Genomic DNA, 20,773 nt, shown 5'->3' on the forward strand with positions numbered 1-20,773 from the left:
GCATTCCGATGCGCTGTTTTCATGTGAAGGACTGTAAATCATGAGAAAATCTACAGTCATAGAGTCGTCTGTTCATCGGCAAGTGGTTCCCACCCATCTAAAAAGTTATGGGGCGGGTGAACGCCTTCGAGCGTCCGAAATTCGTAATCCCGCTCTTTCGCATAGCGGATGATTGTATCGAGTGCTTCCGGCGTCATCGAATGATCGTGCGCCAAGATGATGGAAGCGATATTGGCGGCACGATTCGCCTCGAGTCGGTCGAACACGCGCTGCTCGACCCGGGCATTGTCTTTCTTATACACATGATCGAAACTGCCAACGTTCCAGTCCCAAATCTCAAAACCGGCTTCAGTCATCGCTTGCCAGTGTGCAGGTGACATCCCGGCGTCACTTCCGTAAATGGTACGGGCCATATTCGTATGAATGCCTGTGACATCATAGATGAGTGCTTGCACTTCCTGCATTTGCTGCACCGCCGTCATCGGTGTCTCATAAAATTCTTCCCGGTCGTGCCGCATCCCGTGCAAGGCAATCAAATGACCCTCATCGACGATGCGGTGAAGAAGATGCTCATTCCCCTCGATGTTTTTCCCGAGGATGAAGAAAGTGGCCTTTACCTGATGCTTCTTCAACACGTCGAGCAGTTTTCCAGTTTTCCAGTTCGGTCCATCATCAAGCGTCAGATAGATGAGGCTCGGATCGTTATAGGCTTTCGGTTCCGGGATCGCTGCCTGTGACAACGTACCAATTAACAAAAAAATAGACATAAGCAATAGAACGCGTTTCTTCATTCCAACAATAGCTCCCTCGAATCAAAAAACAAGTGACATATGACACATACCTTATCACATATCCGAGACATCGAGACGATAAATGTGTTCGTCGAGTTCTGTCGTGTGATAAGTGAAGTTCAATTTTTTCAATAGCGCGATTGACGCCTCATTCGTCTCAAGGACACCGGCTTTGAACACTTCTGCTCCTTGGTCGGCCAAGTGACGAATCAATCCCGACATCACCTCGAACGCATAGCCTTGGCGAGCTCGTGTAGGTGCGATGGTATAGCCAATCCAATACGTCTGGTCTTCTTGCTGGATATACACGTCCCCAATCAATTCTTCGGTCGCTTGGTCGATGATGGCGAGTTGTATGCCGTGTTGAAGCGATTGTTCGCCGAGTAGGGCGTTCTCGTACTCGGTATAGCTAAGACCTTTGAACGATTGGTACTTCATCCAGTCCAAGTCGTTCCGATAGATCATGAACGATTCGATGTCCTGGCGTTCGAATGGGCGGATGAGGCAGCGGGGTGTCGTGAGCGTGATTACCATATCGCTCAAACGACTTTCTTTTCTTTTTTGAATAGACCGACCAATAGAAGCGCAAGACCACTAAAGAAGATCGCAGGGAAAATAAACCACATGATCAATCCGGCCCAACCGTTCTGTACACTGATGGCGTAGGAGAGTCCGATTGAAAAGGCCAGTGCTGGTGAAATGGGGATCATGAGCGCAACACCCCATATTTTAAATTTTGTATTTCGTGCTTCGCCCGTACTGAACCAATACGCCACGAATGCGCCTAAACCTGCAATGAGATATCCGATTGCGATCGCCATTTGACCACTCCCTTCTTTAATGTTGACAGTTCAACCTCGCACTTACTTTCCATGTATGAAACGAAATCTCCTGTCATGATTCAAAAAACCGAGCCCTCGAAGGACTCGGTTTGATGTCACACATGCTTCCGCTGAAACGCTGAAATGGCTTCATATTCTTCTGACAGGTGACGTGACAGGCGAATGTAAATCGGCAAGAGCTCTCGATATACATTCGTCGCTTCCATGTTCGGTGCATGCTCGTGGGTCACTTGCGGCACTTCTTGGAACTCCTCGATGTCCCCGAAGGCGTACTCCCCGAGCATGACGGCACCGAGGCATGAACTCTCGTGACTTTCCGGCACGACGACCGGTGTGTCGAAGATGTCCGCCATCATTTGACGCCAGAGGCTCGATTGAGCAAAGCCACCCGTCGCATGGATGCGGTTCGGTGCGCCCGTCAACTCGTCGAGTGCGAGCATGACCGTATACAAGTTGAAGATGACCCCTTCCAATACAGCACGAATGAAGTGTTCCCGTTTATGGTGAATGCTGAGTCCGAAGAAGGAACCGCGGGCGTTCGAGTCCCAGAGCGGGGCACGTTCACCCATTAAATATGGATGGAACAACAGACCGTCCGCACCCGGTTTGACCGTCTCGGCGATTCGCGTCAACACGTCGTACGCGTCAATGCCGAGACGTTTCGCCGTTTCGACCTCACTTGCCGCAAACTCGTCACGGAGCCAGCGTAGGATGATGCCGCCGTTATTGACCGGCCCACCGATCACCCAATGCTTGTCTGTCAGCGCATAACAGAAGATGCGACCTTTCGGATCTTCGACGGGTTCTGAGACGACCGTCCGGATGGCGCCACTTGTCCCGATTGTCACGGCGACGACGCCTTGTTCGAAGGCACCGACCCCGAGGTTCGAGAGCACGCCGTCGCTTGCCCCGATGACGAGCGGGAAGTCCCAGCCGAGCGTCTCGGTCACGTCTGGCGTCACGTGTAAAATCTCTGTCGTTGTCACGAGTTCGGACAAACGATCTGGCGTCACACCGGCAACCTCAAGTGCTTCTGTGTCCCAACTCTGTTGTTTCAAATTGAACAGTCCCGTCGCCGAGGCGATGGAGTGATCGACGACGAAACGTCCCGTCAATCGATAAATGACATACTCTTTGATGGAGACGAACTTGGCCGTCTGTTCAAAGACATCAGGATGTTCTGATTTCAACCAGCGCAGTTTCGACAGCGGCGCCATCGGATGAACCGGGGTGCCGGTGCGCATATGGAGGGCACTCGCGTCAAAGTCGCGTTTGATTTCTTGCGTATATGGGTTCGCCCGACTGTCGGCCCACGTGATGCTGTTCGTGAGTGGACGTCCTGACGCATCAAGTGCGATTAAGCTATGCATCGCCGAACTGAACGATGCGAAGCGAATTGGACCGTCCGCTTTGGCGCGGACCGCCGAAACGGCTTCGAGCACGGCCCCATAGATGACGACCGGGTCTTGCTCGGCCGTCTCCGTATCGGGCGTGAGAAGCGGATACAACACGTTATGTACCGCCAGTTGTTGATGACCGTTGAACAGGACGGCTTTCGTACTCGTCGTCCCGATATCGACCCCAATCGTAAACACAAAATCACTTCCTAACTTAGATGATAAATAGGCTAATCAAGAACACGACGGCAAAGCCGGTGAGTCCGATAATCGTTTCCATGATCGTCCATGACTTGAGCGTATCTTTCACATCGAGACCGAAGTAACGGTTGACGAGCCAGAAGCCTGAGTCGTTGACGTGCGAGAGGACAGTCGCCCCTGAGGCGATGGCGATGACGATCAAACCGAGTGCCGCGCCTGTGATGTTTTGGATTTCAAGTAGCGGTGTGATGAGTCCAGCTGCTGTGACCATCGAGACCGTTGCCGACCCTTGGGCGACACGGACGACCGTCGCAATCAAGAAGGCGAGGACGATTGCCGGAAGTGGTGAACCAGCCATCATTTCACCGAGGACGTCACCAACACCTGAGTCGATGAGTACTTGTTTGAACACGCCACCGGCCCCTGTGACGAGGATGATGATCCCGGCTGGTTCGAGTGCTTTCGTTGCAATTTCTTGTACTTCGTCACGTGAATAGCCGCGGCGCGTCCCGAGGAAGACGAACGTGAGGAGCGTCGCGATCGTCAAGGCGACGAACGGGTGTCCGAGGAACGTCAAGAAGTCACGGACGGCGTTGCCTTCATCCAAGAGTACCGCTGAGAGCGTGTTCGCTAAGATCAACACGAGCGGGATCAAGATGAGCGACAAGATCATTTTGAAGCTTGGCAATTCTTTCGATGTGTCGATTTCTTCAAATTCCATGTAGTCCGGAATCGTCACATGAATCTTCTTAGCAATATACTTCCCAAAAACGGGACCGGCTAAAATCATTGCTGGAATCCCAGCGAGAACACCGAACAAGATGACCCAACCGAGGTCGGCACCGATCAAGTTCGCAACAGCGATCGGACCAGGTGTCGGCGGGATGAAGCTGTGCGTGACCGCGAGGCCCGCGAGGAGCGGAATCCCATAGTAGAGAAGCGAACGTCCCGTCTTTTTGGCAAGGCCGTATACGATTGGGACGAGAATGATGAAACCGACATCGAAGAAGACCGGAACGGCGACGATGAACCCGGTGATCCCGAGCGCCCATTGTGCCTTGTCTTCTCCGAACTTACTGACGAGCGTCTGGGCGAGGCGTTCCGCGCCACCTGACACTTCAAGCATCTTCCCGAACATCGCGCCGAGACCGACGACGACGGCGACGAAGCCGAGCGTTCCGCCCATGCCGTTCTGGATGGAGGCGATGACGTCCCCGAGCGGCATGCCGGCCGCGACCCCGACGATTAAGCTGACAAGTAACAACGAAACGAATGCGTGAAGTTTTGTACGAATGACTAAAAATAAGAGCAAGAAGATCCCGGCTAAGGCGATCAAAATAAGTGTTGAGCCAGACATTGAGTTTTCCCCCTAAATTTCAAATATGTAACCGTTTACAGTTTTTGACAAAGGAAAAGGTCATTTCCCCGTGACCTTTTCCGCATTTCTTACTTTTTGACGACCGCGTGACCACCGAACTCGTTGCGGAGTGCGGCGACGACTTTACCTGAGAACGTGTCGTCTTCGAGTGAGCGGTAGCGCATCATGAGCGACAAGGCGATGACCGGTGCCGCCGCCTGAAGGTCGAGCGCCGTCTCGATCGTCCATTTGCCTTCACCCGACGAATGCATGACCCCACGGATTTCATCCAGCTTCGCATCTTTCTTGAAGGCGTTCTCCGTAAGTTCCATGAGCCAAGAGCGGACGACCGATCCGTGATTCCAGACGCGTGCAACTTGTTCGTAGTCGTAATCGAACGGGCTCTTCTCTAAAATGTCGAACCCTTCCGCAATCGCCTGCATCATCCCATACTCGATCCCGTTATGGATCATTTTCAAGAAGTGACCGCTTCCGGCAGGACCTGTATACAGGTAGCCGTTCTCGACAGACAAGTCTTTGAAGATCGGTTCAATCGTTGGCCACGCGTCTGCGTCACCCCCGACCATCGTACAGGCACCGTTCCGGGCACCGTCTGTGCCACCGCTCGTCCCGCAGTCGAAGAACTTGATGTCCTTCTCGGCGAACTGTTCGGCGCGTGCGACCGACAGTTTGTAGTTCGAGTTGCCACCGTCGATGACGATGTCGCCCGGTTCGAGTCGCTCATACAATTCGGCGAGTACCGCTTCCGTGACGTCGCCGGCAGGGACCATCGCCCAGATGACGCGTGGCGTCGACAACTTGCTCACGACATCTTCGAGTGTCGGCACGATCGTGAACGCGTCCGATGTGACGTCCCCGACGTCTGTCCCGACGACCGTATGTCCGTGGTCGCTCAAGTTGAGTGCCAAATTGTACCCCATTTTTCCTAAACCAATCAAACCAATTTCCATATCGTCACCCCTGAAAAAGAATTTTTTTCCGTCTCTAGATTCATCATATCAAAATAAATTCGATTTACAAGTAGAATCACGGAATTTTTTTCTTTTTCATACGAAAAATTCGACCCCCGTCATGGAGGTCGAATGAATCAACTCGATGATGCTTTCTTATATTGCTGGAAGAAGACGTCAATCTCTTCCGCCGGCAATGGACGGTTATAGTAATACCCTTGTGCCTGGTTGCACGATTCGGCTTTTAGGAAAGCGACTTGATTCTCCGTCTCGACGCCTTCCGCGATGACGTTCAAATCAAGCTCATGCGCCATACGGATGATTGTTTTAACAAGAGCCGCGTCTTTCTCATCGCTCTCGATATTTTTCGTGAAGTGCTGGTCGATCTTCAGCGTATCAATCGGGAATAGCTTCAAGTAGCTGAGAGACGAGTAGCCCGTACCGAAGTCATCGATCGAGAGATGGACCCCGAGGGCGACGAGCTCATGCATCGTTTCGATGGCACGGTCCGCGCTTTGGATGACGCTCTCGGTCAACTCGAGTTCTAAATACTGTGCCTCGAGACCTGATGCGTCGAGTGCGCGGCTGACGACTTCCGGCAAGTCTTTTTGAGCGAACTGAATGGCCGAGATGTTGACGGCGACTCGAAACGGGGGGATGCCCGCATCTTGCCACGCCTTGTTTTGGCGACACGCCTCATTCAAGACGAACTCACCGAGGCGGTGGATGCTTCCCGTCTCTTCGGCGATCGGAATGAACTCACCAGGGGAAATCATCCCGAGTTCCGGATGGTGCCAACGGACGAGTGCCTCCATGCCGATGACCATTTCCGTCTCCAACTGGATTTGCGGTTGATAGTGGACGGTGAACTCGCCACGCCCGATTCCTTTACGGAGTGCCATCGACAAGTTCGAACGACGGGACACGGACTCGTTCAATTCGTTCGTGAAGAACTGATAGCCGTTCTTGCCGTCAGCCTTCGCCCGATACATGGCGATATCGGCGTTCTTGATTAAATCTTCTGCCGTATCCCCGTCGGACGGGTGAAGACTGATCCCAATCGAAGCTCCGGTGAACACTTCCTCGTTCTCGAGTTCAAACGGTGGATGGAGGACGTTGATCAATTCTTGAGCACGATGGGCCGCAAGGTTACTTTTCGTATGCGGTGACAAGATGATGAATTCATCTCCACCGAGACGGGCGAGCGTGTCCGACTTTTGAATCGTCGACTGGATCCGGGTCGTCACTTGCTTTAAAAACTGGTCGCCGATCGAGTGGCCGAAGCGGTCATTGATGACTTTGAAGTTGTCGAGGTCGATATAGTATAAGGCGAACGGTTCTTGCTGGGACTGACCGAGTAGTGCGTCGAGTCGGTCGCTGAACAAGCGACGGTTCGGGAGTCCGGTGAGTGGGTCCAAATAGACGAGGTCGTTAATTTGTGCCTCGATTCGTTTCCGTTCACTGATGTCACGGATGATGCTACTGAAGAAGATGCCTTTGTCCGTCTTCCACGTTCCGAGCGACATCTCGATTGGCACTTCGACACCGTCTTTTCGTAAGCCGATCAGTTCGACCGTTTGACCGATGACGCGTTTCTCACCCGTCTTCTCGTAACGTTGCATGCCGCGCTCGTGCGCGTCACGGAATCGTTCCGGGATGATGGCGACAATCGACTGTCCAATCATCTCGTCATACGTATATCCGAACAAGTCAGTCGCTCCTTGATTCCATTGGAGGATGACACGGGTATGGTCGGCGACGATGATGGCATCCGATGCCGATTCGATGATCGATTCAAACTTCATCTCGAGTTCTTCAGACTGTGCCTCGAGCTGTGATGCCGTCCTAAGAGAGATATACATGATCACGAACAAGGTCATGACGCTCGCTGCGATGACGTAGGCGAGAAGGGTGCTATCGACCGCATATCCACTTAGAGGCTGAGCGACGCCTTCCGTCGGCGTGAAACGGGCGGCGCCCATCCCGACATAATGCATCCCGGAAACGGCGACACCGATCAAGACCGAACTGACAAGGCGGCGCCAATGGAACCGAGAGACGTTCGGGATATAGAAGAGGATATATAGTCCGACGAGCGAGGCGACGAACGCGACGATGGCAGACGCAATCCACATGACTGGGTCATACGTGAGGATGGCGTTCATCTGCATCGCTTCCATCCCGATGTAGTGCATGGAGACGACCCCGACACTGATCAAGAAAGCGCAAAAGACGAGTTGCACCGGTCGTGTCTCCGGATGGCTGATGATCCAAAAGGCTAGCCCTGAGGCGACGACGGCCGGTACGATCGACAACAAGACGATGCCGAGGTGATACGTCACGTCATCGTTTAGGTGGAATGCCAGCATGCCGATAAAGTGCATCGCCCAAATCCCAAGCCCGAGACTGAAGGCGCCGGCTGCGACCCAACTGAACCGTGAGGCGTATTTCGCATATTTCAAACGACTGCTAATATCGAGAGCGACACCTGCAGCGAAGATGGCAACAGCGATGGAAAGAATGACGAGTGGTAAGTTGTACGTGCTACTGAGGTGATGTTCGATTCGAAACAGTCCTTTCGATTTCAAATGGTTCAATGAGTGAATGAATTGAAAAGTGCTTTATTAGAGTAGCATATTCCAGAATCGCACTTCCTGCCCCGTTTTGTAAGGTGGGTCAATCTTTTTGAGCGAATCACACATTGCGGAATTTTTTTCGAAACGGTATCGTTAAGTGAAGAAGAGAAAGGGTGATTCTTGATGGAAACGATGAACGGGACGGCCCGCATCCGTGGCGCCTATTCGACACTGAGCAAGAAAGAACAGCGTATTGCCGACTATATTTTAAAACAACCAGAACAAATCATTCACCATACGATCAATCAAGTGGCAGATGACCTTGATGTCGCCGAATCGACCGTGTTCCGCTTTTGTCAGCGCGTCGGCTTCAAAGGCTATCAGGCGTTAAAAATCGCGCTCGCCTCGGATGTCGTCGCACCGCTTCAAGACATCCATGAAGATATCACGGAGACGGACACGGCGCTCGAAATCGCGGAGAAAATTTTTTCGACGAATGGGAAGACAATCGAATCGACGCGTCAGATTTTAGAAGGAGACTCCTTAGAGAAAACCGTCGAGCTGTTCCTCGGGGCATGCCGCATCGAATTCTTTGGGAGTGGTGGGTCAGCGGTCGTCGCGTTAGACGCCTATCATAAGTTCGTCCGAAGCGGGCTTCAAGTGAGCGCCATCCTCGAGTCGCATATGCAGCTCATGTCGGCCTCGCAATTGACGACAGACGACGTCGCCGTCGTCATCTCTCATTCCGGGGCTTCTAAGGAAACGCTCGATATCGCCAAACTCCTAAAAGAGAAGGGTGTCCCGACGGTTGCCATCACGAACTATGCGAAATCACCGCTCTCGAAGATTGCCGACGTCTCGCTTTATACCGTGTCCCAAGAGACGGCGTTCCGCTCAGAGGCACTCGCTTCCCGCATCGCGGAGCTCAGCTTGATCGATGCCTTGTTTACAGCTGTCATGATGCGACGTGGGGACGCGGCACGTGCGTCTCTCCAACAGATGCGTGAGGCGATTGCCAACCGGCGTGTGTAATCAATAAAAATCTTCCTTCTGTGAATAAGGTAGATTTTTTAGGTTTTAAAAGAGAAAAAAATTTAAAGCGATATGATATTCTCTTTAAAAAAACTTAAATAATAAATATAATGTAATAAAGCTTTCAAATAATGGAGAATGGAGTTGTTTTAATGTCTAACATCGCTATTTTTAGAAATTATTTAGAAAACGAGAATGTTTATATGGAAGAAATTAAGGACGAAGACGGCACATTTTTTAGAACAAGACAATCTTTTGACAATGGTGGGTCAGTTACTGTAGTTGTTGAATTTAATAAGACCGAAGAGCTAATAGACCTTAAAATTTTTGGTATTGCAAATATTCAAAATCCTTTAAAGAAAGAATCTTTATATGAACTATTAAATAATTTGAATTCAGCGTATCGATTTACGAAATTTATTGAGACCGATGGAAACATATCTGCCCACTACTCTTTATTTTTAGGTGAGACGAAACTGGATCCGTATCATTTAACAGATGTATTGTTGGGGATTATCGGAAATGCAGAAGAGTCTTATCCTAAATTTATGCGATTACAATGGGCTTAAAAAATTATAGATGTCAGTCTATTTTAAAAGACATGAAAATAGTTACAGCGTGAGATGTTTTCGTTAAAGTTAGCGAAGCATCTTTTTTTATTGAAAATTTAAGTTTTAAAAAAGGTGATTTTCTTCGTTAGAGACGGTTTTTTTGAACAGTTTTGAAACTTCGAATCTAAAGAAAACAGGGTTAACTTCTACAAAAAGGTGGAAATTATAAACTCTGAGGGCAAAGCGAGGCTTAGAGAGAGAAGGTGGACCGATGAACCATATTGATTTTTTATCTTCCGACCACTACAACGAGTTCAAACGGTTAGCACAACGACTCACGGATCCTGGCAGTACCAGTCGCGAATACTTCGCCGCGCTATATGTACTTGCGGGTCATTCGCATATCCGAGAATGTTTGCTTCCTTATATAGACCTCGAAGCTGGGAAGATTCGAACCTCCACGATCATCGATGACAATACGTTCGATAAACGAGAGTTTGTACTCGCCAAACTTGTCATTCACTTGTATAACTCAAAAGAATGGGTCCTTCCGACCGAATTGATCGCCTTGCCGGAAGAAGACTATAAACTAGCGATGCAGGCGATCACGCTGTGCCGAAATGAACAATTTGACGGGGTCACGATCCCGAGCGACTGATGACATCCTGTTCCGTTTGCGACAGGGTGTTTTTCGTCTAGTAAAAAAGGAGGAGAGACCGTGTCACTCAATACATCGATGTTGACCATCTTGCTTGTGCTCTTATTGATGATGATGACAGCTCCACCGCTACTTCTGTTTTACTTGTGGCGACGTGACCGAAACCAACGTGAGCACTCCGTCCTCCGTAACTTCCCGATTCTCGGAAAACTGCGTTATATGTTCGAGAAGATGGGTCCGGAGCTTCGGCAATATTTGTTCTTGAACGACAACGAGGCGAAGCCGTTCTCGCGAAACGAATACGAGGCGGCCGTCATTGCCGGAAAATACAAGTCACGCATCATCGGATTCGGTTCGGAGCGAGACTTTGACGCGGGTGGGTTCTATCTTCAAAACGCCCTTTATCCGACAAATCGGAACGAACTACGCATCGACAATTCAACAAAAGTGTCGACGTGGGTGTATGAACTCGATGAAGATAACCTCTTCACCCGAAAAGAGCATCTCGTCGAACGTGACATCTCTCCGTACTTATTGACAGAAGAAGATACCATCATCATCGGGAAGGAGACGTGTCGGGAGCCGTTCTACGTCCGCGGGCTCGTCGGGCAGTCGGCGATGAGCTTCGGTTCGCTCGGCGACAAGGCAATCACGGCCCTCTCCATCGGACTCGGTCGTGCGGGCGGGACATGGATGAACACAGGGGAAGGCGGTCTTTCGGACTATCACCTGAAAGGGAATGTCGACATCATCTGTCAAATCGGTCCGGCACTATTTGGTGTTCGAGATGAAGACGGGGCGTTTTCGGTGGAAGCGTTCAAACAGAAGAGCGCGCTCCCGCAAGTGAAGGCGTTCGAACTGAAACTCGCACAAGGGGCGAAGACGCGTGGGGGACATATCGACGGCTCGAAAGTGACCGAGGAGATCGCCCGCATCCGACGTGTGCGTGTCGGCGAGACGATTGACAGCCCGAACCGATTCTCCGAGTTTCACACACATGGGGAGTTGTTGGCTTTTATCGAAAAGTTGCGTGAGATCGGTGGGAAGCCGGTCGGCATCAAGCTCGTCGTCGGCAACATACAGGACATGGAATCGCTCGTCGAAGAGATGGCGACTTCTCACATCGTACCGGACTTCATCACGATTGACGGGAGTGAAGGCGGGACAGGGGCGACGTACCAGGAACTCGCCGATACGGTCGGGTTGCCATTGAAGGCGGCGCTCCCATACGTCCATCGCCTCTTGATCGAGCACGGTCTTCGGGACCGTATCAAACTGTTCGCCTCGGGGAAACTCATCACAGCGGACAAGGTGGCGATTGCCCTCGCCCTCGGTGCCGACCTCGTCAACATCGCTCGCGGGCTCATGTTCAACGTCGGCTGTATCCAGGCGCAGGTGTGTCATACGAACCGTTGCCCGGTCGGTGTCGCGACGACCGACCCGAAACTGCAGCGTGCTCTTGTCGTCGACGAGAAGAGCTTTCGGGTCACGAACTACATCATCTCGCTCCGGGAAGGACTGTATAATATGACGGCCGCCGCAGGGGTCCGTTCTCCGACCGAACTGTCACAAGAACACGTGATCTATCAAGAACCGGACGGTCAGATCCGGTTGATGCATGATTAATAAACGTTGAATCAAAGGATTTCATCAAAACATCCTACGCATTTGCCGATAAAGAAGGCAAACCCGTAGGATGTTTTTACAGTATTTTCGTTGTAGAAACTACCAGATACTTGTACAATCATGTAAATGAAAGTCAGAATTTATTATAATCTAAAGTAGCGTTTGAATGGAAATGAATGAACCCGTTTTGTTCCGCGTATGCCGCACTCTTCGGACGTTGTTTCGAAGATACCGTCAACGCCTTGATGCCGTATCGCGCATCGAGGTCACGCAATTCTTGGATGCGGTCTTTTGACCATTGATCTTTCGAAATCGTCGTATAGTTGAAGCTTTCCCACATGACACCATCCACATACGGATACGTATACGTCTTCAGTGTCGCAAATCCCCAGTTTTGAATGAGAGAAAGGGTAGGGTGGTTGGCCTTGATCGTCTTCATGAACTGACTCATCCCGTCGCGCTGTGCTTTCAAGATCGTCGGTTGTTCTGAATGTTCGTTGTCGATGTTTCCGACAGTATCTAAGAACGCCCCGTCTAATCCTTTGGCGACGATTTGTTTCTCCACTTCACGCGTCAATAGCTCACGATAATGCGTCGACGTCATGTCGACCAAATAAGAATCCCACTCCGCATAATGGACACGTTGTCCGTTACGGTGGAAGAAGTCCGACTCGTTCATCTGCCTGATGAAATCGACGTTCCAATTGTCAGCTTCCATCGTATTGATGTAGCCGTACACTTTCGTACCAAATTTTTGTAACTCTTTGATTTGAGCTGCAGTATAATAAACAGGCTCGATGATGACGAGGTCATACTGTTGCATCTTTTTGATCTTGCTCTTACTCGGCATATCGTAATAAATCTTGTACGACTCGACGTTTGCGAGCGGGTTGCTCGCTTTGGCGACCGCTTGATGTGGCGTCCATAATGCGAATCCGACAACGAATGCACAACAGATACTGATGATACGTTTGGCTGAGAAAATACCCATAAAAAAACCCTCCTGATAGTTATCAGAGAGCGGCTGCGGCTATTGCAGACTGGCGATCGGTATCTCGAAAGATCGACGACCCATGTCTTTGCGCCCTTACTTTTCAGTAAGTTTGCCCGTCTCGATATGAAATTTTTGGTCGAACAATCCATCGAATGTCCTACTACTTAATAAAATACCACGTAAAGGAATGAGTGACACTATGATTTATACCCAACATCGCACATCAATCAAATGGATTGAAATGATTGTGACTATTTTACTTATCGGCATTTTGGACTATACGTTTAGTCTTTCTTTGTCAGAATGGGCGATTGACCCGTTAATTTTTTATATCCTTCTCTTCTCGCTTCGCTACGGCCTACTCGGGGCGTTCGTCAGTTTTGCATTGACGAGTCTCTATCATTTCTCTTTCCTCTTGATGGAAGGGACAGATTTGCTCTTATTCCTTTACGATACGAACGAACTCGCGTGGATTTTACTTCACTTCTTCGTCGCCTTGAGCGCCGGTGTCTTCAGCACGTCTTACCGTGAGCGTTATCAGTCGCTCCATATCCGTCAGGAAGAGGTGGTCGACGAGAACGAACAGTTGAAACAGACGGTGCAGCAACTCCAGGAATCACAAGGAGAGATGCGGAAGCGGGTGCTCGACTCGACGTATACGCTCTCAAGAATCTATGAGGTTGGTCTTCAACTCGACCAGGACGCGACAGACTTGGTGCGTGACCATTTGATTGGGACGTTTACACGCGTGTTCCGGGCACGGCAGCTCGCCCTCTATCACGTCGATACGTCTCGCCGGACGCTTCGTCTTCACGTTCGTTCGGGGGGTGTCGAACGTTTGCCACAGACACTCTTCATTGATTCGGAGCAAGGCATTTTCGCACGGATGTTCCAATCCCAAAAACCAACGATTCGTCTGGCCGATGAGCTCGAAGGACCCCTTCTCGTCGCCCCGATTTGTTATGAGGGAACGGTGAAAGAAGTGTTGATCGTCCATGAGATTGATATTCTTCGGTTGCGCAGTCACGAGATGAACATGATGAAGCTCGTCCTCGACTGGGCCGGTACGCGGATCGAGAAGGCGGATGCGCTCGAGTGGATGCTCGTCAGCGATCAGCTCGTCGAGGGTACGCGGATGTTCCGCATGGACGCATTCGAACAAAAAGTTGCGCAGCAAGTGTTGCGCCATGAACAGTATGACCAGCCGTATAGCACGGTCACAATTCCGATCGAAGGCGTCGACTTGTCACTCATCGAGATGGAGCTCATCCTTCGACAATCGATGCGGGAGATTGACGTCATCGGATACGACGAAGAGGAACATGTCCTTCACTTCCTTCTCCCGGGTACTCCGGTTGAGTCGGCGGAACGATTCAAAGAGCGGATCGAGCATGTGTTCTATGTGAAAGGTGGGAAACGCCTATGAGCGGATGGATGATACTCTTGTTCTTTCTGCTTCACGCCGGAGTTCTTTTCGTCATCTACCGACTCGTCGTTCGCCCGAGAGTGGATGCGGCCGAGAAGGGCGTCTGGCTCTCGATTTTTCTAGTCAGTGCCGTCGTCCCGATCATCGGAGAACTGTTCGGTTTAATCGCATACGGGGTTGCCCGTCGTTTTGCTTCATCGAAGACGCTTCTTGATTATGACGAATATATCAACTTCGACACGGTCAACTTGGAGCGCTTGCAGCAACAGGCAAAAGAAGATTTAGACCTCGTCCCATTAGCGGAAGCTTTGCAGATGGACGGGAAGAAACGGAAACAGTCGATCACGCAACTCATGTCGACACCGCTTATGAACACAGAAGAATACTTACATTTAGGTCTCGAGCATGAAGATACGGAAACGGTCCACTATGCGGCGACCGTCCGTAACACGTTGTTTGACCGTTATGATTTGATGCTTAAGCAGCGGATCGCGCAAGTGAACCCGGAACGGCCGGAGACGATTTATCCCGTCATCGAGACAGGCGTCTCCTTTTTAGAGAGTGGTCTCTTGGATCAGGATATGAAAGCCCGCATCCAGCAACGGACCATGTTCCATCTTGAACAACTAGGGGAACACGATGCGACAGACGAGACTTATTTACGTACGAAAGCCCGATTGTCGTTCCAAGCAGGTGACGTCGAGACGGGGGAACGGTTGGCCGAAGCGCTCACGTTGTATCATCCGGAAGTGCCGGACGGCTATATCCTATTGATTGAACATCATATGACGAATGGGGACTGGGCATCGTTACGTCCAATCCTCGACCGGCTCCAACAACACCTCGACCTACGAGACGTTCCAGAAGATTATCGCTTTGTCATTCAACAGTTAGAAGGTGCAAAATCATGAATAAATCGATTACGACGTATCTCGCGTCCTTGTTCTCTTTAATCATCGCGATGATTGTCGTCGTCCAGTTTTTACGGCTCGACTACGGTCACCGGCTCATCCCGAATGAAGCACATGAGCCGACGACATTTACCACACTCGCAGGCGAGGTGAGAGCAGTGGAAGGGAAGCAGGCTCAAATCTATATCCATCAAAACGAGGACGACTTGTCGACGTCCGTCTTGAACAACTTGAAATATGCGCTCGACTACGCGAAGTTGCCGTACACATCCATCGAGGCAGACGAGATTGCCTCAATTGAGCCTTCGCCACAGCACGTCCTCGTCGTCAGTGGGGAAAATACAAAATCATGGCCATACGAGACGATTCGGTCGTTCGTCGAGAACGGGGGACGCCTTTATGTCGCCGGTCGCTTCATCGACCAGGAGTGGGCCGACCTCATCGGCGTCACTGATTTCGGGGACTTCAAGGATGGCATCAACGGATTGATCTTTGAAAAAGAAATCTTCCCCGGTTATGTCGATTTACCGCAAGACTCAGGTCTCTTCGTCCATAGTATCGCCGACGTCGAATTGAAAGAGGAGACGGACGTCCTCATCTCGGCAAAAGACGAACCGATTTTATGGCAGTCCTCGTACGGTCAGGGAGAGGTCATGTTTTGGAATACGACGTCCCTGACCGATAAGAACTCACGTGGACTCATGGTGCAGTCGTTGTCGATGCTGTTCCCGGCGTTCGTCATGCCGCAAGCGGGCATCAAAATCGTCCATCTCGACGACTTCCCGGCACCGGTGCCGAGCAACTCGAATCCCGTCATCACGGAAGAGTATGACCTCTCAATTAAAGAATTCTTCTCCGAAGTATGGTGGAAAGATATGAAACAAATCGGTGAGGATTACGACGTCACGTATTCGGGCTTCTTGATTGGCAGTTATAAAGCGACAAACGAAGAGACGACCGAACAACTCATCGAGAAAATTCGGGCACCGATGCTCGAATACGGGCGTGGGTTGCTCCAGACGAACGGAGAAGTCGGACTCCACGGTTTCAACCACCAGCCACTCGTCATGGGAGACGAGGTGATGGACCCTGACCTTGGCTATGCGAAGTGGGAAAGTCAGGACGCGATGCGTACCGCCGTCGACCGTGTCGTTGAGGCGTTCGATTATTACTTGCCGAATGAACGCATTCGTAGCTACGTCCCACCATCGAACATCATCGGACAGTCCGGACTGAGCGTCCTGAACGAGAAGTTCGAGGACGGATTGATCGTCGCCGGACTCTATAGCGGGGATGCGAGTAAGGGAAGTTATATCCAGGAATTCGGACCGGACCCGGTCTATCCGAATTTGTATGACTTCCCACGCGTGTCGAGCGGATACAACGAGACGCCGGATGATCTGTTCGTCGTCATCGACGCCGTCGCCAACTTCGGTCTCGTCTCGCATTTCATTCACCCGGATGACGTGTTGGATGAATATCGTTCGAAAGGGAAAGGATGGGGCGTCATGAAAGAGTCGTTCGGTGGTCTATTCCAGACGCTCTATGCCAAATATCCGCACCTCGAAGGGTTGAGTCAATATGACGCATATCGGAAGTATGAACTGTATCAAGATGCGCAAATCGACGTCGCCTACACGAACGACGCGATTGACATCAACGCCCAGCAACTGCCCGTCCCATCGACGCTACTCGTCCGAGTCGAGCCGGGGAAACGATTAGACACAGGAAGTTTCGCGTTTGGTGCTGTCAGACCGTTCGATGAGAGCGGTACGTTATATCAAGTCGAATTGAAAGAGACGTCTGTTCGTCTCCCGATATTGGAAGGAGCGCGCCCATGAAGATTGGAATTGTCGTCGAAGGGAGTTATCCGTATGTGAGCGGAGGCGTGTCGAGTTGGGTGCACATGCTGATGCAACAAATGCCGATGCATGAGTTTGAAATCATCTCGATCATGCCAAACCCGAAGTCTGAGACGGATTATAAATATACGTTACCGGAGAACGTCACGGGTGTGACCACGCTCGCCCTCAATCAGCGCGCGACACGGAAACGTCGTCCGGAAACGTTGACGCAAGAAGAGCGTGACCGCATCAAGACGTGGATGACATTCGGTCAAGTCGAATCGTCCATCTACCCGATGTTAGCATCACAAATCGGGACACCGGAACAGTTCTTCTCGAGCCGTCTCTTCTATCAACTTGTGACGGAGAGCTATCAAGAAGAAGGGCAGGCCGGTTCGTTCATCGATTACTTCTGGATGTGGCGCAGTATGTATGCACCCGTCCTCGATCTTCTCCAGGCGGACCTGCCACAAGTCGACCTCATTCATTCTGTGTCGACAGGCTATGCGGGGTTGATCGCGAGTGCGATAAAAGAGCGTCAAAACATCCCGTTCTTGTTGACCGAGCACGGCATCTACTCGCGGGAGCGGGAAGAGGAACTGTTACAGGCGGTGTGGATTCCACCGGAGTTCCGTTCTCACTGGATTCAGTTCTTCCACCATATTTCCCGGGAAGCATATCGGAAAGCGGACGACGTCATCACACTGTTTGAACGAAACGGCGAGTTGCAACGTCAGCTCGGGGCACCGGTCGAAAAGTTGAGTATCATTCCGAACGGGATCGACGTGACGGGCTTGTCGGCACTCGGTCACGTACCAGGGGGAGAGAAGCTACGCATCGGCGCTATCGTCCGCGTCGTCCCCATCAAAGACATCAAGACGATGATTTATGCGGCGAAGCTATTACAGGACATGCTCATCCCGTTCGAGTTGACCATTATGGGACCACTCGACGAGGACAAAGAATATGCGGCTGAGTGTGAGGCGCTCATCCAACAACTCGAGCTTGAACAAGCCGTCTTCTTGGTCGGGAGAGTCGATATCCGCAAACACCTTCCAGAGTTCGACGTCTGTCTGTTGACGAGTATCTCGGAAGGACAACCCCTCGCCGTACTCGAAGGGATGGCCGCAGGCGTTCCGTGGATCGTGACGGACGTCGGGGCCTGTGCGGAGCTCGTGAACGGGCGACCGGATGAACCGTTCGGTCCGGCAGGCTTCGTCGTCCCACCGGTCAATCCGCGACGAATCGCGGAACGTTGCGTCTGGTTCTATCAGAATCGTGAAGACGCGCGCCGACTCGGGCGAAACGGGCAGCAGCGCGTCGAGACATACTATCGCACCGATCAGTTCATCGATGCGTACTTAAATCTATATGAAGAAAGGAGAGCGGCATATGGCGGGCATCGGGTTTAAGTTACAACAGCTGTTCCAAGAAGATTATTTTTCTTCACGCATTAAAGCGTACGCCTTTGCCGGTCTCGTCACGTCTGGCCCGTGGCTGATCGTCATCGTCACAATCGCGCTTATGCAGTGGCTGACGAGTTATTTGTCGATTGCCACGCTTGAGGAACGGACGACGTTCAACTTGATCGTCTCGTATAGCTTCATTTTTTCCCAAGTCGTGCTCGGCGTGCAGCAGCTCGTCGTCACGCGCTATTTGGCAGACTGTTTCTATGAGAAACGGTATGAGGACATCTTTCCGGCGTTCATCGGGATGATGAAGACGACCGTCGCCATCGCCTCGGTGTTGTTCGCCGTCTTCCTCTCGTTCTCCGAGCTACCGGCTTTATTGAACGCGTTGGCGTTCGTCTTGTTCATGACGGTCAACTTGATTTGGGTACATTTCTTATTCCTCAGCGCGGCGAAATTTTATCAGGCGGTCGCCTATAGCTTTGTCGCCGGTGGGGTCGTCGCGGTCGCGGCGATCATTATCACCGATCAGTTCTTGATGTCGTATTTGACGGAGTCTTACATGAAGAGTTTCGCCTTGACGGCGAGCATGACGCTCGGACTTGTCGTCACGCTATTCGGCTTGTTCACGTCGATGCTCCTCACGTTCCCGAATCGGAGCACGGTCGGACAGTTCTCGTTCTATCGGTATTTCGACCGATATCCTGCGCTGTTTTGGACGAGCTTCCTGTACAACATCGGGATCTGGGTCGGGACGTGGATCATCTGGTTCGCCGAAGGAGGGAGCGTGCATCTCGATACGTTCCGTTACCATCCGATCTATGACACGGCCATATTCTTGTCGTATTTGACGATCATCCCGACGATGACGATTTTCGTCGTATCGGTCGAGACGCGCTTTTATGAGCGCTATCGCGTATTTTACGGGTACGTGAATGAAGGCGGGACGTATCAACAGATTCAACGGTCGAAGGCGGCGATGTTACTCGTCTTACGACAGGAGCTGCAACGCTTGTTCCGAAACCAGGGACTCGTCTCGCTTCTTTTCGTCATCTTCGCAGCCGTCTTGTTTCCGTTACTTGGGCTCTCGCCTGAGATTCGGGACGTCTTCCAAATGACGACGATCGGGGCCTTCTCGAACGCGATGGTCCTCGTCCTCACGCTCGTGTTGCTGTATTTTGAAGACCATAAGGGAGCGGCGTATACATCGGCTCTCTTCATCACGATGAACGCGGGACTGACTTATTTGCTCCTTCCACTCGGACCGGACAGTTATGGGCTCAGTTTTGCGATTGGCTGTACGATTGCCTTCGCCTTCTCGCTCATCCGATTGATTCGATATGTGTCGGAGATTGATTACCATACGTTCAGCCGAAGTGAAGCGCCTCCTCGGACGGATACGTTCCGTCGTGTCGGGGAATGGCTCAACGAACGCTCAGCATCATAAGACAAGCCGCCTTCTCAAGTGAGAGGGCGGCTTTGTCATGTTTATAGTATTAAGAAGTAGAGTGAACGGGAACACGTAACTGTTGGAGATTATTGGAGGAGGGATTCCATGAAAGCACTATTTTTGAACTGCACGTTAAAGGGTGGCGACACGACGTCGCATACGGAAGGACTGATTCGCGACATCTTGCCGCATTTCGAAGCGCTCGGGGTCGAGTCGGAAATCGTCCGGATTGTCGACTATAAGATCGCGTTTGGGGTGACAGAAGATGAAGGGAACGGAGATGAATGGCCACAGATTTTCGAGAAAGTGAAAGGTGCAGACATCGTTGTCATCGGGACGCCACTCTGGCTTGGCGAGAAGAGTAGTGTCGCGACGCAAGTGGTCGAGCGGTTATACGGGGGCAGTGGTTTGACGAACAAGTCTGGTCAGGCCATCTACTACAACAAAGTCGGCGGGGTCGTCGTCACCGGGAATGAGGACGGGGCGAAACACGCATGTGCCGGAATCCTTTATGCCTTATCCCATATCGGTTTCACCGTGCCGCCGAACGTCGACACGTACTGGGTCGGGGAAGCGGGACCAGGCGATTCGTACATCGATGCCGGGCGCGATAATGAGTTCACGAAGTCACATGGGAAGACGATGGCGTACAATCTCGTCCATTTTGCGCGTATGTTGAAAGCACACCCGATTCCGGCAGAAGGAAATACGATGGAATGAAGAATGGCTTCGGCACA

19 protein-coding genes and 1 riboswitch are annotated in these 20,773 nt (G+C 51.3%); of the genes, 11 read left to right on the forward strand and 8 right to left on the reverse strand.

From position 1 onward, the window contains the following. Positions 1–56 precede the first annotated feature (56 nt). The 7 genes from ACQKD4_RS01800 to ACQKD4_RS01830 all read right to left on the reverse strand — a co-directional run bounded on the left by ACQKD4_RS01800 (position 57) and on the right by ACQKD4_RS01830 (position 8,156). Complete coding sequence (locus ACQKD4_RS01800; RefSeq protein WP_427372263.1) at positions 57–791, reverse strand: polysaccharide deacetylase family protein; 735 nt, start codon at positions 789–791, stop codon at positions 57–59. Between the two features lie 54 nt (positions 792–845). Then, on the reverse strand, positions 846–1,325 hold the full coding sequence (locus ACQKD4_RS01805; protein ID WP_427373256.1) for a GNAT family N-acetyltransferase: 480 nt from the start codon (positions 1,323–1,325) through the stop codon (positions 846–848). Positions 1,326–1,330: 5 nt separating this feature from the next. After that, positions 1,331–1,612 (reverse strand): hypothetical protein, encoded by a 282-nt coding sequence (locus tag ACQKD4_RS01810; RefSeq protein WP_427372264.1) that lies wholly within the window; start codon positions 1,610–1,612, stop codon positions 1,331–1,333. Between the two features lie 116 nt (positions 1,613–1,728). After that, positions 1,729–3,228, reverse strand: a complete 1,500-nt coding sequence (gntK, locus tag ACQKD4_RS01815; protein WP_427372265.1) for a gluconokinase — start codon at positions 3,226–3,228, stop codon at positions 1,729–1,731. Positions 3,229–3,244: 16 nt separating this feature from the next. After that, positions 3,245–4,588 (reverse strand): gluconate:H+ symporter, encoded by a 1,344-nt coding sequence (locus ACQKD4_RS01820; RefSeq protein WP_074036021.1) that lies wholly within the window; start codon positions 4,586–4,588, stop codon positions 3,245–3,247. An 89-nt stretch (positions 4,589–4,677) separates the two neighbouring features. Beyond that, positions 4,678–5,559, reverse strand: coding sequence for a phosphogluconate dehydrogenase (NAD(+)-dependent, decarboxylating) (gene gnd, locus ACQKD4_RS01825; protein WP_214694376.1), 882 nt, complete (start codon positions 5,557–5,559; stop codon positions 4,678–4,680). A 137-nt stretch (positions 5,560–5,696) separates the two neighbouring features. Next, positions 5,697–8,156 carry a bifunctional diguanylate cyclase/phosphodiesterase gene (locus ACQKD4_RS01830; RefSeq protein ID WP_427372266.1) on the reverse strand — a complete coding sequence of 820 codons (2,460 nt, stop codon included), beginning with the start codon at positions 8,154–8,156 and terminating at the stop codon, positions 5,697–5,699. Positions 8,157–8,318: 162 nt separating this feature from the next. Here ACQKD4_RS01830 and ACQKD4_RS01835 point away from each other — a divergent pair, with 162 nt between their 5' ends. The 5 genes from ACQKD4_RS01835 to ACQKD4_RS01855 all read left to right on the forward strand — a co-directional run bounded on the left by ACQKD4_RS01835 (position 8,319) and on the right by ACQKD4_RS01855 (position 12,002). Next, the gene (locus tag ACQKD4_RS01835; protein WP_427372267.1) at positions 8,319–9,167 is read left to right on the forward strand and encodes a MurR/RpiR family transcriptional regulator; all 849 of its coding nucleotides are present in this window, start codon (positions 8,319–8,321) and stop codon (positions 9,165–9,167) included. A gap of 152 nt (positions 9,168–9,319) precedes the next feature. Continuing rightward, on the forward strand, positions 9,320–9,736 hold the full coding sequence (locus tag ACQKD4_RS01840; protein ID WP_427372268.1) for a YbjN domain-containing protein: 417 nt from the start codon (positions 9,320–9,322) through the stop codon (positions 9,734–9,736). Between the two features lie 253 nt (positions 9,737–9,989). Further along, positions 9,990–10,376, forward strand: coding sequence for a hypothetical protein (locus ACQKD4_RS01845; RefSeq protein WP_214694370.1), 387 nt, complete (start codon positions 9,990–9,992; stop codon positions 10,374–10,376). A gap of 74 nt (positions 10,377–10,450) precedes the next feature. Next, positions 10,451–10,534 carry a hypothetical protein gene (locus ACQKD4_RS01850; RefSeq protein WP_353047527.1) on the forward strand — a complete coding sequence of 28 codons (84 nt, stop codon included), beginning with the start codon at positions 10,451–10,453 and terminating at the stop codon, positions 10,532–10,534. Continuing rightward, on the forward strand, positions 10,512–12,002 hold the full coding sequence (locus ACQKD4_RS01855; RefSeq protein ID WP_427373257.1) for an FMN-binding glutamate synthase family protein: 1,491 nt from the start codon (positions 10,512–10,514) through the stop codon (positions 12,000–12,002). Before ACQKD4_RS01850 ends, ACQKD4_RS01855 begins: the two co-directional genes overlap by 23 nt. Positions 12,003–12,135: 133 nt before the next feature. Here ACQKD4_RS01855 and ACQKD4_RS01860 read toward each other — a convergent pair whose 3' ends face one another. Further along, positions 12,136–12,993 carry a putative glycoside hydrolase gene (locus tag ACQKD4_RS01860; RefSeq protein ID WP_427372269.1) on the reverse strand — a complete coding sequence of 286 codons (858 nt, stop codon included), beginning with the start codon at positions 12,991–12,993 and terminating at the stop codon, positions 12,136–12,138. Positions 12,994–13,033: 40 nt separating this feature from the next. Beyond that, positions 13,034–13,120: riboswitch (cyclic di-GMP riboswitch) on the reverse strand. Positions 13,121–13,195: 75 nt separating this feature from the next. On the opposite strand from ACQKD4_RS01860, the gene ACQKD4_RS01865 reads away from it, so the two are divergent. The 6 genes from ACQKD4_RS01865 (at position 13,196) to ACQKD4_RS01890 (ending at position 20,756) form a co-directional block, all read left to right on the forward strand. Continuing rightward, the gene (locus ACQKD4_RS01865; RefSeq protein WP_427372270.1) at positions 13,196–14,422 is read left to right on the forward strand and encodes a hypothetical protein; all 1,227 of its coding nucleotides are present in this window, start codon (positions 13,196–13,198) and stop codon (positions 14,420–14,422) included. Then, the gene (locus ACQKD4_RS01870) at positions 14,419–15,333 is read left to right on the forward strand and encodes a hypothetical protein (RefSeq protein WP_427372271.1); all 915 of its coding nucleotides are present in this window, start codon (positions 14,419–14,421) and stop codon (positions 15,331–15,333) included. The genes ACQKD4_RS01865 and ACQKD4_RS01870 overlap by 4 nt, the downstream gene beginning before the upstream one ends. Next, positions 15,330–17,174, forward strand: a complete 1,845-nt coding sequence (locus ACQKD4_RS01875) for a DUF2194 domain-containing protein (protein ID WP_427372272.1) — start codon at positions 15,330–15,332, stop codon at positions 17,172–17,174. The genes ACQKD4_RS01870 and ACQKD4_RS01875 overlap by 4 nt, the downstream gene beginning before the upstream one ends. Next, positions 17,171–18,589, forward strand: a complete 1,419-nt coding sequence (pelF, locus tag ACQKD4_RS01880; protein ID WP_427372273.1) for a GT4 family glycosyltransferase PelF — start codon at positions 17,171–17,173, stop codon at positions 18,587–18,589. The genes ACQKD4_RS01875 and pelF overlap by 4 nt, the downstream gene beginning before the upstream one ends. Beyond that, the gene (pelG, locus tag ACQKD4_RS01885; protein ID WP_427372274.1) at positions 18,570–20,033 is read left to right on the forward strand and encodes an exopolysaccharide Pel transporter PelG; all 1,464 of its coding nucleotides are present in this window, start codon (positions 18,570–18,572) and stop codon (positions 20,031–20,033) included. Before pelF ends, pelG begins: the two co-directional genes overlap by 20 nt. Positions 20,034–20,141: 108 nt before the next feature. Further along, complete coding sequence (locus tag ACQKD4_RS01890; RefSeq protein ID WP_427372275.1) at positions 20,142–20,756, forward strand: flavodoxin family protein; 615 nt, start codon at positions 20,142–20,144, stop codon at positions 20,754–20,756. Positions 20,757–20,773: the final 17 nt, after the last annotated feature.

Source organism: Exiguobacterium sp. NPDC077395 (assembly GCF_050269125.1).
Classification (GTDB): Bacteria; Bacillota; Bacilli; order Exiguobacteriales; family Exiguobacteriaceae; genus Exiguobacterium; species Exiguobacterium aestuarii_A.

Coding starts and splice junctions, on each gene's coding strand:
- ACQKD4_RS01800 (WP_427372263.1), bottom strand. CDS start 791: ATGAAGAAACGCGTTCTATTGCTTATGTCTATTTTTTTGTTAATTGGT.
- ACQKD4_RS01805 (WP_427373256.1), bottom strand. CDS start 1,325: ATGGTAATCACGCTCACGACACCCCGCTGCCTCATCCGCCCATTCGAA.
- ACQKD4_RS01810 (WP_427372264.1), bottom strand. CDS start 1,612: ATGGCGATCGCAATCGGATATCTCATTGCAGGTTTAGGCGCATTCGTG.
- ACQKD4_RS01820 (WP_074036021.1), bottom strand. CDS start 4,588: ATGTCTGGCTCAACACTTATTTTGATCGCCTTAGCCGGGATCTTCTTG.
- gnd (WP_214694376.1), bottom strand. CDS start 5,559: ATGGAAATTGGTTTGATTGGTTTAGGAAAAATGGGGTACAATTTGGCA.
- ACQKD4_RS01835 (WP_427372267.1), top strand. CDS start 8,319: ATGGAAACGATGAACGGGACGGCCCGCATCCGTGGCGCCTATTCGACA.
- ACQKD4_RS01840 (WP_427372268.1), top strand. CDS start 9,320: ATGTCTAACATCGCTATTTTTAGAAATTATTTAGAAAACGAGAATGTT.
- ACQKD4_RS01845 (WP_214694370.1), top strand. CDS start 9,990: ATGAACCATATTGATTTTTTATCTTCCGACCACTACAACGAGTTCAAA.
- ACQKD4_RS01860 (WP_427372269.1), bottom strand. CDS start 12,993: ATGGGTATTTTCTCAGCCAAACGTATCATCAGTATCTGTTGTGCATTC.
- ACQKD4_RS01865 (WP_427372270.1), top strand. CDS start 13,196: ATGATTTATACCCAACATCGCACATCAATCAAATGGATTGAAATGATT.
- ACQKD4_RS01870 (WP_427372271.1), top strand. CDS start 14,419: ATGAGCGGATGGATGATACTCTTGTTCTTTCTGCTTCACGCCGGAGTT.
- ACQKD4_RS01875 (WP_427372272.1), top strand. CDS start 15,330: ATGAATAAATCGATTACGACGTATCTCGCGTCCTTGTTCTCTTTAATC.
- pelF (WP_427372273.1), top strand. CDS start 17,171: ATGAAGATTGGAATTGTCGTCGAAGGGAGTTATCCGTATGTGAGCGGA.
- pelG (WP_427372274.1), top strand. CDS start 18,570: ATGGCGGGCATCGGGTTTAAGTTACAACAGCTGTTCCAAGAAGATTAT.
- ACQKD4_RS01890 (WP_427372275.1), top strand. CDS start 20,142: ATGAAAGCACTATTTTTGAACTGCACGTTAAAGGGTGGCGACACGACG.